Source organism: Methanococcus vannielii SB (assembly GCF_000017165.1).
GTDB lineage: Archaea > AGJL01 > Methanococci > Methanococcales > Methanococcaceae > Methanococcus > Methanococcus vannielii.
The window spans coordinates 1,391,317-1,405,323 of record NC_009634.1 but is presented as its reverse complement, the minus strand read 5'-3'; the positions used below and the strand labels follow the sequence as shown (position 1 = coordinate 1,405,323).

General features: G+C 31.1%; 10 protein-coding genes and 2 tRNA genes. 9 read left to right on the top strand and 3 right to left on the bottom strand.

Going from position 1 to position 14,007, the window contains the following annotated elements; genetic code table 11:
* Positions 1-219: 219 nt before the first annotated feature.
* From MEVAN_RS07100 to MEVAN_RS07080, 5 genes are all read left to right on the top strand, one after another.
* Entirely contained in the window at positions 220-423 is a 204-nt protein-coding gene (locus MEVAN_RS07100; protein WP_011170330.1) for a histone family protein, read from the top strand.
* A gap of 244 nt (positions 424-667) precedes the next feature.
* Positions 668-1,345: a UMP kinase gene (gene pyrH / locus MEVAN_RS07095; protein WP_012066184.1), complete on the top strand. Its 678-nt coding sequence runs from the start codon at positions 668-670 to the stop codon at positions 1,343-1,345.
* Positions 1,346-1,375: 30 nt separating this feature from the next.
* Positions 1,376-1,558, top strand: a complete 183-nt coding sequence (locus MEVAN_RS07090) for a DUF2116 family Zn-ribbon domain-containing protein (RefSeq protein WP_012066183.1) — start codon at positions 1,376-1,378, stop codon at positions 1,556-1,558.
* A gap of 78 nt (positions 1,559-1,636) precedes the next feature.
* Positions 1,637-1,712: transfer RNA gene (locus MEVAN_RS07085), tRNA-Met, on the top strand.
* 106 nt (positions 1,713-1,818) lie between these two features.
* Positions 1,819-1,894: transfer RNA gene (locus MEVAN_RS07080), tRNA-Met, on the top strand.
* 1,343 nt (positions 1,895-3,237) lie between these two features.
* On the opposite strand, the gene slmv1 is transcribed toward MEVAN_RS07080, so the two are convergent.
* The 3 genes from slmv1 to hacB all read right to left on the bottom strand — a co-directional run bounded on the left by slmv1 (position 3,238) and on the right by hacB (position 7,694).
* Positions 3,238-4,941 (bottom strand): S-layer protein Slmv1, encoded by a 1,704-nt coding sequence (slmv1, locus tag MEVAN_RS07075; RefSeq protein WP_012066182.1) that lies wholly within the window; start codon positions 4,939-4,941, stop codon positions 3,238-3,240.
* Between the two features lie 392 nt (positions 4,942-5,333).
* The gene (locus MEVAN_RS07070; RefSeq protein WP_012066181.1) at positions 5,334-7,106 is read right to left on the bottom strand and encodes a ribosome biogenesis/translation initiation ATPase RLI; all 1,773 of its coding nucleotides are present in this window, start codon (positions 7,104-7,106) and stop codon (positions 5,334-5,336) included.
* Positions 7,107-7,208: 102 nt separating this feature from the next.
* Complete coding sequence (hacB, locus tag MEVAN_RS07065) at positions 7,209-7,694, bottom strand: homoaconitase small subunit (protein WP_012066180.1); 486 nt, start codon at positions 7,692-7,694, stop codon at positions 7,209-7,211.
* Positions 7,695-7,892: 198 nt separating this feature from the next.
* Here hacB and MEVAN_RS07060 point away from each other — a divergent pair, with 198 nt between their 5' ends.
* From MEVAN_RS07060 to MEVAN_RS07045, 4 genes are all read left to right on the top strand, one after another.
* Positions 7,893-10,325, top strand: coding sequence for a DNA-directed DNA polymerase (locus MEVAN_RS07060; RefSeq protein ID WP_012066179.1), 2,433 nt, complete (start codon positions 7,893-7,895; stop codon positions 10,323-10,325).
* A gap of 111 nt (positions 10,326-10,436) precedes the next feature.
* On the top strand, positions 10,437-11,816 hold the full coding sequence (locus MEVAN_RS07055) for an amidohydrolase (protein WP_012066178.1): 1,380 nt from the start codon (positions 10,437-10,439) through the stop codon (positions 11,814-11,816).
* A gap of 132 nt (positions 11,817-11,948) precedes the next feature.
* Complete coding sequence (locus MEVAN_RS07050; RefSeq protein ID WP_012066177.1) at positions 11,949-12,593, top strand: PHP-associated domain-containing protein; 645 nt, start codon at positions 11,949-11,951, stop codon at positions 12,591-12,593.
* A 5-nt stretch (positions 12,594-12,598) separates the two neighbouring features.
* On the top strand, positions 12,599-13,777 hold the full coding sequence (locus tag MEVAN_RS07045; RefSeq protein WP_012066176.1) for an RNA ligase: 1,179 nt from the start codon (positions 12,599-12,601) through the stop codon (positions 13,775-13,777).
* The last annotated feature ends 230 nt before the right edge of the window (positions 13,778-14,007 follow it).

Genomic DNA, 14,007 nt, shown 5'->3' with positions numbered 1-14,007 from the left:
AGAATATTTTTATGTTTGATAGTACCACCTAGACCTTAATTTCATTTTAAGATTTTTGGATTCTTAATAATTATATAGATAAGCTAATATAAATTACATTCTAATTTTAACATTACAAATGATTCCATAGTACTATAGGCTTAGTGATAGCGGTTTTTTCCGAAAGATTTATATATTTAGTTTTCCAAAATTAAATTTGTAAAAGATTGAGGTGATTTTATGGCAGAACTACCAGTTGCACCAGTAGTAAGAATATTGAAAAAGGCAGGTGCTGAAAGAGTAAGTGAAGATGCAGCAAAAATGTTTGTTGAGGCATTAGAAGAAATCGCAATGGACATCGCTAAAGAAGCAGCTGACTTATCAAAGCACGCTGGAAGAAAAACCGTTAAGGTTGAAGACATCAAAATGGCTTTAAAAATGTAATTTAGATAAATTATAATTAACTTTTCAATTTTACTGGCAAAAATTGTCAGATAACGTTATATTAGTTATAATTATCTATTGTTTACCTTTTTCCCATTTGATATTTTTTAGAAAAGTACTTTTTTTCAAATTTTAATTTTCACGTAAACCTTTATATAATTAGTAAGTATAGTATTTTGGAAAATTATTCAAGTTTAAAATTTTTCAAGTTATTTTAAAAATTACAAATTTTAGAGGTTACTTCATGGATATTGTTTTTGCACTTGGGGGATCTGTTTTGATGCCAAAAGATGGAGCATCTGCTGAAAATATCAAAAGTTATGCACAAGTATTTAAAAAATTAAAGGATATGGGGCATAACGTTTCCATTGTTGTCGGGGGCGGAAATACTGCAAGGGAATACATAAAAGTTTCAAGGGAATTTACAAATGAGTCAGTTTGTGATGAAATAGGCATTATGGCAACTAGAATGAATGCAATGCTGTTAATCTCTGCACTTTCAAAATATTCGGTAAACTTTGTTCCAACAAATTTTAAAGATGCGGAAATGATTTTAAATTTAGGAAAAATACTTGTAATGGGTGGAACGCACCCAGCTCACACAACCGATGCAGTTTCTGCAACTTTAGCAGAATTTACAAATGCCGATTTACTTGTTATTGCAACAAATGTTGATGGAGTTTATACTAAAGACCCTAGAACAAATAACGATGCTAAAAAGCTTGAAAAGATGACTACAAAAGAATTGATTGAAATTACTGGTTCAAATTCGATTAGTGCAGGCTCTTCAAGCGTTGTAGATTCTCTTGCATCAAAAATCATTGATAGGGCAAAATTAAAAACAATTGTTGTAAAAGGAACTCCTGATGAAATTTTAAAGTCTGTTCTTGGAGGGCATGATGGAACTATTATCATACCTTAAAAAATATTAAAATATAGTTTGGTGAAAAAAATGGAAAAACATAAACACTGCATAAATTGTGGACTTTCAATCCCTCCTGAAGAATCACTTTGTTCTGAAAAATGTAAGGAAGAGTTTATCAAAAAAAGAAAAAAAATGATTAAAAGTCAGCAGATATTTTTCATAATGATGCTTTTAGTTATTGGTGTTTATGCATACCAGATATTTTTCTAAATAACCTAAATTTTTTAAATATTTACCCATAAGTTTAAATACTATCATCCATATGTTTATGTGTTGGCAAATCAGCGAAGCGAGGTAGGGTAGCCAGGCCTATCCCGCCGGGCTCATAACCCGGAGACCAGAAGTTCAAATCTTCTCCTCGCTATTTTTAATTAAATTACTAAATTTATTATAGCAACTTTGAAGAAAACTTTTTTTCAAGCTATTTTAAAAATTCATTTTGGAATAATTTTTTATCCAAAATTTATTGAAGCGAGGTAGGGTAGCCAGGCCTATCCCGCCGGGCTCATAACCCGGAGACCAGAAGTTCAAATCTTCTCCTCGCTATTTTTTTGTAAAACTTAAAACTTTACCAGTGGGATAACTTGTTATCCCGCTAGGGTTGAAAGGGGCGTAGCCCTTTCGTTTGGAACTTCTCCTCGCTATTTTTTTGTAAAACTTAAAACTTTACCAGTGGGATAACTTGTTATCCCGCTAGGGTTGAAAGGGGCGTAGCCCTTTCGTTTGGAACTTCTCCTCGCTATTTTTTTGTAAAACTTAAAACTTTACCAGTGGGATAACTTGTTATCCCGCTAGGGTTGAAAGGGGCGTAGCCCTTTCGTTTGGAACTTCTCCTCGCTATTTTTTTGTAAAACTTAAAACTTTACCAGTGGGATAACTTGTTATCCCGCTAGGGTTGAAAGGGGCGTAGCCCTTTCGTTTGGAACTTCTCCTCGCTATTTTTTTGTAAAACTTAAAACTTTACCAGTGGGATAACTTGTTATCCCGCTAGGGTTGAAAGGGGCGTAGCCCTTTCGTTTGGAACTTCTCCTCGCTATTTTTTTGTAAAACTTAAAACTTTACCAGTGGGATAACTTGTTATCCCGCTAGGGTTGAAAGGGGCGTAGCCCTTTCGTTTGGAACTTCTCCTCGCTATTTTTTTGTAAAACTTAAAACTTTACCAGTGGGATAACTTGTTATCCCGCTAGGGTTGAAAGGGGCGTAGCCCTTTCGTTTGAATCTTCTCCTCGCTATTTTTTTGTAAAACTTAAAACTTTACCAGTGGGATAACTTGTTATCCCGCTAGGGTTGAAAGGGGCGTAGCCCTTTCGTTTGAATCTTCTCCTCGCTATTTTTTTGTAAAACTTAAAACTTTACCAGTGGGATAACTTGTTATCCCGCTAGGGTTGAAAGGGGCGTAGCCCTTTCGTTTGGAACTTCTCCTCGCTATTTTTTTGTAAAACTTAAAACTTTACCAGTGGGATAACTTGTTATCCCGCTAGGGTTGAAAGGGGCGTAGCCCTTTCGTTTGGAACTTCTCCTCGCTATTTTTTTGTAAAACTTAAAACTTTACCAGTGGGATAACTTGTTATCCCGCTAGGGTTGAAAGGGGCGTAGCCCTTTCGTTTGGAACTTCTCCTCGCTATTTTTTTGTAAAACTTAAAACTTTACCAGTGGGATAACTTGTTATCCCGCTAGGGTTGAAAGGGGCGTAGCCCTTTCTTTAAAAACATTATTTTTATTAAACTTATTTAAAAAATAATCGATTAATTTAAATTTATAAATATTATATTCTAAAAAAGAAAAAGTGGGTTAAATACCCACACACTTAATTTCATGTTTTATTCAAACTTCTTAAAAAAATTTAAAAAGAATCAAAGATTCTTTTTTTAAAATTTTGAAAGTTTGAATTATAACATTGCAATTAAAGCAGTAGCAGCAGCAGCAGTTTTATCTCTGTCTCCACCAGCTACAACTAATACATCTTTTCCGTTTGCAGCGCCTTTAGCTACAGCTAAGGTTGCAGGGGAAGCGTTGTCAATTGCAATTAAGCCTTTGTCAGCTAATTCTTTTGCGAGTGTGTTTACAACTGGTCCACCAACTAAGATTAAATCTTTGTTAGCAGCACTTAATGAAGCTTCAGCGTCTAATTTTGCAATTGGTGCAGTCATTGGAACTGATTGTTTAGCATCAGCCATTAATTCATTTAATTTAATTTCAGCATTTAATACTGAAACTTTTTGACCAATGCTTAATGTTACATCTTTTGCATCATCCATTAAGAATTGAACAGCCATATCGCCACTGTCTTCATCAAAGTCTAATTTTGCATAGTTTGCAATTGAGAATGTTTTGTCTTTTCTAATTTTATCTACGTCGTCTCCAACGTATTTTAAAGCAATACCTACAACTGGAACTGCAGCGGTGCTTGTTGCACTGTCTGATTCAATTAATCCAGCTGCTGTAGCCCTTACTGCGTATGCTTCCCAATCATTTATGTATTCTTCACCAAGTTCTAATGTTACTACATCTTTTGTAATAACCATTTCAGCGAAACCGTAGTTTCCACCAATGTCTTCCCATGCATCGTTTACAACGATACCGATGTCTTTGTAAACTATTGTAATTTGGTTACCGTTACCATCAATTGTATCGAATTTTGAAGCTACAACTTTTCCATCTTTTAAAAGTTGAACATCTGCTTTGTAAGCTGCACCTTGTGTTAAAACGTTGTTTACTTTTACAGCGTAACCGTTTCCTAAATCGTAGTTGTCACCTCTTTGTTTAACTACTCCATCGTATACTTCTTTACCTAAGATAACTAAGTCATCATCGGTATCAAGTTTTACTACAACCATTTCCTGGCCTAAGAATGGAATTCTCATACCTGGGAAGAGTCTTGCATAATCAGCAAGTGCACTACCGTATTTGTCTTCTTCGAATGCTAATGACATATAGAATGCTTCGTCTTCACTTACCTGTAAGTCTGCACCGGTGTTAAATAGGGCGGCAGCAGGTTGTTGGGTCCTAATTACTGCTGCAACAGCTTCTGCAGCTTCGAAGTCTTTATTTGTTCCAAATATATCCCATCCTGAAGGATCAGCGTCACTTACTGCAGCTAATGTTTGTAAGTCTTCTAAATCAATAACCTGTGCAGCAGGAGGAACTGTGTAGTCCATGAATGTTTTACCGAGTAAGTAGTTAGGAACACCAGTTCCTGCAGCGGTACCTGTATAGTCATCGTCAGCAGCAGCAAATAAAAATACTTCATTTGTAGCAGCGAAAGCATTACCTGCATCCCAGATATTTTTAATATTGTCAGATTTTGAACTTGCACTTACAGTAACTTTTGCGTTACCGTCAGTTGCGGAACCTTCTTTAAACATTAATGAGCCTACTTTTGCAGCGATGTTTGCAGCTGAAACAACGTCTTTTGCAGCAGCGTTTGAACCTACTACAATATCTACGTTTACGTTTCCATTTGTTACTGCGTTAGCAGCAAATGCATCTACATCTCCAACTTTTTCAGCAGCTAAAGCACCAGTTGCTAAAGCGGATGCAACCATTGCACCGCCTACAGCAATAGCACCGATTTTTTTCATGCTCATAGCCATATTAGTTCACCTGTTTATGATGTTTTAATTTTTTCACAAATACCCCTTGTCGCCGTTACTATATATACCTTACCATTTGAAACGGTCGTAAAAATAGTTTCAGAGTATTTAATTTGAAATTTAAAGCTATTTTTTAAAATTAAATGAAATTATTCATCTAATTTATGAATTAAAAAGTTGCAACTAGTTACAACTAATTTAAAGGATTTTAAAATTTAAAAAGCATTTAAAAAAGTTTTAAATAATTTTAAAGGATAAATTAATCGTTAATTACAAGAATAACGATTTATAAATTATATTTATAGATTCATATGTTTAATAATTTTATCGTACGTTAGACTTAACCTAGTTCATTTTATTGTAAAAAATAAGTTAAAGAATTTTTAGTTTTTTTATTCATCAATATAATAGTATTCGCCAATTTCTCTTTGATATGTATCTCTTTGACTTCCTTCCTTATTAATTCTCGGCCTTTTAGTATCTAAATCTCGTCTAAATGTAATATTCATTTCTTTTAAAAATTTATTTGCACCTTCACGTTTTTTCAAAGGTGCTGAACCTGTTCCATTTATCCCAGAAACACCACTAAATACTATAAACCTATCAGAAATATAGTCTTGGAATAATATATCGTGGTCAACTACAAACATTGCTGCATCTTTTTCATCTGCCATTCTTCTAATTACTCTTGATGTTGTTAAACGCTGTTCAACATCTAAAAATGCCGATGGCTCATCAATTAAGTATAAATCAGCATCATGACTTAAGCACGTTGCAATTGCAACTCTTTGTAATTCCCCTCCTGACAAATCTTTTACCTCTGATTCAAGCAGATTTTCTAGTGAAAGCGGTTTTATAATTTCGGATTTATAAAATGAAGAATTTATATTTGTAATTTCAGATAATAATTCTTCAACAGTTCCTAAATAATCCGTTCCAATATATTGAGGTTTATACGCTACTTTAATATCTCCAACTATTTCCCCAAAGTCAGGATTGGTTATTCCTGAAAGTGTTTTTACAAAAGTAGTTTTTCCAATACCATTTGGCCCTAAAATTCCAACAACTTCCCCTTGGTAAATTTGGCCGCCTGAAACACTTAAACTAAAGTTTCCTTGTGTTTTTTTAATATCCGTATAGTCTAAAAGTATCGGCCTATTTGAATTATCTTGTGGAGGCCTATTTTCAAATATAATAGGAGTTTTTCTAACTCGTATATTTTCTTCTTTTAAAAATCCATCCAAGTAAGTGTTTATCCCAACTCTTGTCCCCCTTGGATGAGTTGAAACCCCGTAAGCTGCCGGAACACCATATAATATATGGATATAGTCAGATAAATAATCTAAAACAATTAAATCGTGTTCTACTAAAACAACTTTCTTTTTTTCAGCAATTTCACGGATTACTTTTGCAGCACTAAACCTCTGTTTTACATCGAGCCATGATGTCGGTTCATCAAAGTAATAAATGTCCCCTTCTCTTAAAGCAGCAGCAGCAATTGCAACTCTTTGTAATTCCCCTCCTGAAAGCTGGTCAAAACTTCTATCCAAAACGTTTTCAATTTCAAGGGCTTTTACAATTTTTTCAAAGTTTCCTGTTTCATCAACCCGTTTTAAAAGTTCACTAACATTCCCTTTAACGACTTTTGGTAAAATATCGATATACTGTGGCTTATGTATTGGTTTTATTCCTTTTTGCCTTAATTTTTCAAAATAATTTTGAAGTTCAGTTCCGGAAAAATAATCAAGCACTTTTGAAAAATCAGGGGCTTTTGAAAGATTGTTCAAGTTAGGAATTAACTCTCCACTTAATATCTTTATAATTGTTGATTTACCAACCCCATTTGGCCCTAAAAGACCAGTTACTCCATCTCTTGGAGTTATAAGGCCATATAATCTAAACCGATTTTTCCCATAGGAATGAACTATTTTTTCATCACTTAATTCCTTTGGAAGCCCGATAATTTTTATTGCCTGAAAGGGACATCTTTTTGTACATATCCCGCATCCACTGCATAATTCTTCTGAAATTATCGGTTTTCCACTATCTTCATCAATTACAATAGTTTCTTCTTCCATTCTAACTCCGGGACAGTACTTTAAACATTCCATTGAGCACCGTCTTGGTTGACACCTATCATGGTCTAAAATTCCTAGTCTAGACATTTAACACCTCTAATTAAAATTAAATTGCTTAACATGTTTAATTTAAAAATTTAGTTATTTCAATACATTATTTAGATTATTAATAGATTTTATAAGAATATTTTAGCCCATTTGCGCTTTTGCATAATTTATAAGCCCGCCTAAATCAATTATTTCTTTTGCCTTTCCAGTTGGAACCGTGCATTCTAAAACAATGTCTTTTAAAATGATTTTTTTGTTTTCAAGGTCTAATTCTATTAAATCCCCTGTTTTAACGTGTTTTGAAATGTTTTTGCATTCAATTGGAATTACACCTAAGTTTATAGAATTTCGATAAAAAATTCTTGCAAAACTTTCCGCAATTATTGCACTTATTCCAAGATATTTTATCGAAATTGGAGCCTGTTCCCTTGAACTTCCACAGCCAAAATTTTCACCTGCAACAATAAAATCCCCCAAATTTACTTTTTTAGGAAAATTCTCATCAATCCCCGCCATACAGTGCGATGCAAGTTCATAAACATCAGTAGTTCTTAGATATGCTCCTGGAATTATAGCATCGGTATCGACATCATCTGAAAATACGTGTGCTTTGCCTTTTAATTTCATTTTGTCACCACTATAACAATAAAATATAATGCTGTAAAAACTCTAAGTTACTATCCTTAGTTTTTAACCAACAAATAAAAAATGAATTTAACTCACAAATATAAGCCAATAAACATATAAATTTAACTAATATCTTAATTACTATCCTAATTATTTATCTTATATTCTAAATATAATTCGTGTAACTTTGGTGTTTTAATGGAAAGTTTGGTTGATATTGATTATAATTCAGATGATTTATGTATTTATCTTTATTTTTTGAATCAGACAGTAAAAGAAAAAAATTTTAAGCCTTATTTTTACTTAAATTCAAGTGATAAGGAAAAAATTTTAAATTATTTAAAAGATTTTGAAGCAAATGAACTCGAAAATAATAAAGAAAATAATAAAGAAAATAATAAAGAAAATAATAAGGAAAATAGTAAGAAAAATAGTAATTTTAAGACAGTTAATGAACCAAAAGAACCTTTAAAAATGATTGAAAGTATTGATATAGTTGAAAAAATCGTTTTTGATGAGAAATATAAAAAAAAGAAATTATCAAAAATAACCGTGAAATATCCAACAAACGTAAAAACAATCCGTGAAATACTAATGGGATTTGAAAAGCTTTATGAATACGATATTCCATTTACAAAAAGATATTTAATTGACAATGAAATTATTCCAACAACAAACTGGGATTTTAAAAATAATTTATCAATCAATAACAAAATACCTAATTTAAAAGCTGTTTCTTTCGATATTGAAGTTTATTGTGAAAAAGAGCCAAGTTCAAAAAAAGACCCGATAATAATGGCTAGTTTCAGTTCAAAAGATGAAAATTTAGTAATATCCACAAAAAAATTTAATCACGATAAGTTAGAAGTAGTAAAAGATGAAAAAGAACTTATAAAGAGAATTATAGAAGTTTTAAGTAGTTATGATGTAATTTACACATATAACGGGGATAATTTTGATTTTCCATACCTTAAAGGGCGTGCTGAAACTTTTGGACTAGATTTAAAACTTGGAAAAAATGGCGAAAAGATAAAAATTACAAAAGGGGGCATAAATTCAAAAAGTTATATCCCAGGAAGAGTTCATATCGACTTATACCCGATTGCAAGGCGATTATTAAGTATTGCAAGATATAGACTTGAAAATGTAACTGAAGAACTTTTTGGAATTAAAAAAGTAGATGTTGGGCATGAAAATATCCCAAAAATGTGGGATAGTTGTGATGAAACCCTTGTAGAATATTCTTTTCAAGATGCGTACTACACTAGAAAGATTGGGGAACAGTTTTTACCTCTTGAAGTAATGTTTTCAAGGGTCGTAAACCAATCACTTTTTGATATAAACCGTATGAGCAGTAGCCAAATGGTAGAATATCTTCTTTTAAAAAATTCGTATAAATTAGGCGTTGTATCCCCAAATAAACCCTCTGGAAATGAATATCAAAAGCGTATAAGGAGTTCATATGAAGGAGGCTATGTAAAAGAGCCTTTAAAAGGAATACATGAAGATATAATTTCGATGGACTTTTTAAGCCTTTATCCTTCGATAATAATGAGCCATAACATAAGCCCTGAAACTATAAATTGCGACTGTTGTAATTTTAAAGAAGCTGAAAAAGTTTTAGGCCATACTTTCTGTAAAAAACAGACTGGAATAGTTCCAAAAACACTAATGGATTTAATAAATAGGCGAAAAAAGATAAAAGAAATTTTAAAAGAAAAAGCACTTAAAAACGAATTTGACGAAGAATATAAGATACTTGATTATGAACAAAAATCCATTAAAGTTCTTGCAAATTCACATTACGGCTACCTAGCATTTCCAATGGCACGCTGGTATTCAAAAGACTGTGCGGAAGTAACAACACATCTTGGACGGTCATACATACAGAAAACTATTGAAGAAGCGGAAAATTTTGGATTTAATGTAATTTATGCAGATACTGATGGTTTTTATTCAAAATGGAACTCAAAAAATGGAATAATAAGTAAAGAAAAACTTTTAGAAAAAACTAAAGAATTTTTAAAAACGATAAACGATAAACTTCCTGGAGAAATGGAACTTGAATTTGAGGGCCATTTTAAAAGGGGCATATTTGTAACTAAAAAGAAATATGCGCTTATTGATGAAAATGAAAAGGTAACTATAAAAGGCCTTGAAGTTGTACGGCGTGATTGGTCAAATATTTCTAAAAAAACCCAAAAAAATGTACTTGATGAGCTTTTAAAACATGGAAATATTGATTCTGCAAAAAATATAATTCAAAAAACAATTGATGAATTAAAAAAAGGAAACGTAGATAAAGAAGACCTTTTAATACATACCCAACTTACAAAGCGAATTGAAGATTATAAAACGACTGCCCCACACGTTGAAGTTGCAAAAAAAATTGCAAAGGCAGGCAACCGGATAAATGTTGGAGACGTTATAAGCTATATTATAACAGATGGGAAAAATTCAATTAGTGAAAGAGCAGAGTTAATAGAAAACGCTAAAAGTTACGATACAAATTATTATATTGAAAACCAGATTTTACCCCCCGTAATAAGGATAATGGAAGCTTTGAGTATCTCAAAGGATGAATTAAAAAATTCAAAAAAACAGACCACTTTGCACTTATTTATGAAATAATTTTAATTATATATTTCATACAAAAATTTATAAAAAGTTATCAAAACTAAATAAAAATCAAAAATAACGAAAAATAAGTAACAAAAAGTAATTCAAAACGGGTTGAATATAATGGAAAATGGGCTTAAAAATATATTAATAAAAAATGTATCCTATTACATTGACGGTAATTTAAATATTCATCAAAACTGCGACATTTTAATTGAGCAGAAAACAAAAATATTAAAAGATGAAGAAATTAATTTAAAAAAAAATAATTTAAAAGAAAGTATGGCTGACGAAAGTATAGCTAATGAAAGTAACGTCAATATAACTTTTGGAAAATCACTTATAGAGAAAAAAAACCTAAATAAATCAGACATTAAAATAATAGATGGCAAAAGAAAGTGTGCTATTCCCGGATTATACAATGCACACACCCATATTCCAATGACATTACTTAGGGGAATTTCTGATGATATGGCATTAAATGACTGGCTAAATAAAAAAATATGGCCTAATGAAGCAAAATTAACTAAGGAAGATGTGTACACCGGTTCATTAATAGGTTGTCTTGAGATGCTTCGTTTTGGAGTTACCACGTTTAACGAAATGTACTTTTTTTCAGAAGAAATTGTAACGGCTACAAAGGAAGTAGGATTAAAAGCACAGGTTTCATACCCAATAATGGATTTTGGAACGCCTGACGAAAAAAATCTTGATAGACTTTTAAATTCTGCAAAAAAGTTTGTAAAAAATAATATTAATGAAAAAAATATATTGCCCGGAATCGCACCTCATGCACCATATACTTGTTCAGAAGAAACATATATTGAATGTAAGGAAATTTCAATTGAAAATAACATAAATTTACATACCCATGTTTCTGAAACTCGATATGAAGTTGTGGAACTAGAAAATAAGATAAATATGCGACCAATTGACTACCTTGAAAAAATAGGTGTTTTAAACGAAAAATTAAATGCTGCACACTGCGTCTGGATTACAAAAGATGAAGCAAAAAAACTTTCAAAAAATAATGTGAAAATACTCCACTGTCCAACAAGTAATATGAAACTTGCAAGTGGCGGAGTAATGCCTGCAATGGAACTTTTAAACAATGGTGCAAACATTTCGCTTGGAACGGATGGCCCTGCAAGTAATAATAACTTAGATATTATTCGAGAAATGAAAACAGCATCTTTACTCCATAAATCCCACAGGTGGGATCCAACTGTCCTAAATATTGATACAGCTTTAAAAATGGGTATTAACAGCGAAAGCATAGGTTTTAAAAACAATGATATTGTTTTATTAGATTTAAATTCCCCACATTTTATTCCAATAAATAATATAAAATCTAATATCGTTTATTGTGCAAATGGAAACGATGTGGATACAGTAATTGTTGATGGAAAAATACTACTTGAAAACAAAACATATAAATTACGAGAAGCGTTTATTAATACTACTTACAAAAAAGCATGCAAAATTACGGAAAAATTCAACTAATTAGTTATTAAATAGAGTAAATAATTAAAAAATAGCAAAATGCTATGAAATAATTTTTAAATAATATTTAAATGATTTTTAAAGAATTTTTAAATAATGTATTTAAGCTAATAATTTTTTGGTGACCCCCAAATGATAAAAATTGACATGCACGTTCACACACACAGCTCAAGGTGTTCAATGAACTTTTTAAACATTTTAAAAAAAACGTGTTTGAAAAAAGGAATTTTACCAATAATTACTGACCATGATGTAATGACTAAAACGGACTTTGGAATTCCTGGCGAAGAAATTTCAACGTCAAAAGGAGAATTCTGCGGAATTTTTTTAAATGAAGAAATTAAAGAAAAAGATATTTTTGAAGCGTTTGATAAGGTAAAAGAACAAGGCGGGCTTATTTATATTCCCCATCCATTTGACTGGCAAAGAAAAAGGTCCTTATGTAAGTTTGGGCTTTTAGATAGTTCTGAATTTATAAAAAAAGTAGATATTGTTGAAATATATAACAGCAGATGTATAGAACAAAAACCGAATGAAGATGCAAAAACCTATGCAAAAAGTTACAACATTGTAAAAGGTGTTGGAAGTGATGCACACTTTTTTTGGGAAGTTGGAAATGCATTTTTAGAAATTCCTGAGTTTGATTTGGATAATCCAAAAGAATTTTTAAAACTTTTAAGTAAGGCGCAAAGTGAAAATTTTTATTGTAAGAGATCAAACCCAAACAATATGCTTGTTTGCAGTAAACTTTCAAAGCGTATAAAAAAACTCATGTGATTTTTATGAATGGACTTTTTTCAAAAACTAATAATAAAGAATTTAAAGAAATAGTTCAAAAAATTTCAAAAAGGCTGAATTTAAATCCAAATGACCTTGAAAAGGGATTTGAACGTAAAATAATTACAAAATACGAATACAATGACAAAAAATACCTCTGTTTTAAAAAGAAGTTAAGGCATATTGAAAGGGGCACTATTGTTTTTTTAAACGATAATTTTGACTATTTTTGCGGTTATCCTAAAATAAAAAGAGCAATGATGCTTAAAGCGTCTTTAGACAAATATTTTGATAAAAAAATTGCAATTGAAGAAAAATTAGATGGATATAATATAAGAATTATAAAATTTGAAGATGAAATACTTGCAGTAACTCGTGGTGGGAAAATATGCCCGTTTACAACTAAAAAAGTTAAAAAATACCTTAAAACCACTTTTTTAGATGATTATCCCAATTTAATGCTTTGTGGAGAAATGATAGGACTAAATAACCCTTATGTAAACCAATATTACATTGAAGCAGAAAAAGATTATGAAAATTTAGGATTTTATATTTTCGATATTCGAGAACGTGAAACAAATATACCTTATTCAATATCTAAAAAAGAAGAGCTATTTAAAAAATATGAAATTCCACACGTAAAACCAATAATAATCGATAAAAAAGATATTTCTAAATTATGGGAAATATTAAACACACTAAATGAAAATAAAAAAGAAGGCGTAATTTTAAAAGACCCTGAAATGCTAATGGAACCTTTAAAATATACCACTCAACACACGCAATGTAATGACCTTTCAATAGCATTTAAATATACTTATGATATTGGAATCGATTTCATGTTTAGTAGAATTGTTAGGGAAGGATACCAATCCTTTGAAATGTCCGAAAGTAAAGAAGAAGAATTAAATAGGGCAGAAAAACTTGGAAAATCGATTTTTCTTCCAATGATTCAAACGATAAAGGATGTTTCAGAAGGAATCACTTCAAAAGAATGTTTTGAACTATTTTTTGAATCCGAGCCGGATTTTTTAGAATTTATGAATTATTTAAAAAAGATGCATGTACCAATTATTATAGAATCCAAAGAAATTATGGGTAAAATCATTAAAGTTCGTATTTGTAGAATTTATAATGCCACAACCGACAAGATAAAAAGCCACCTTGAAGGAAACCTCTGGTAGGCGAAATATCATTAAAATATAAATAAATATTGAATATTTTTAAATAGTAATTTGGTATTTTTTAAAATTATTTTTAAAAATCTAAAGAATATTACCTGATACGTGGAAATTTTTATAGTACCCGTAACCATTAAATACAATAAACACAGTATATTTTTTGCCTTGAAAGTACTCAAGGTATATAACATAATAGCCCCAAATAAGCAATTTATCTGTTCTGCGTAAGGCAT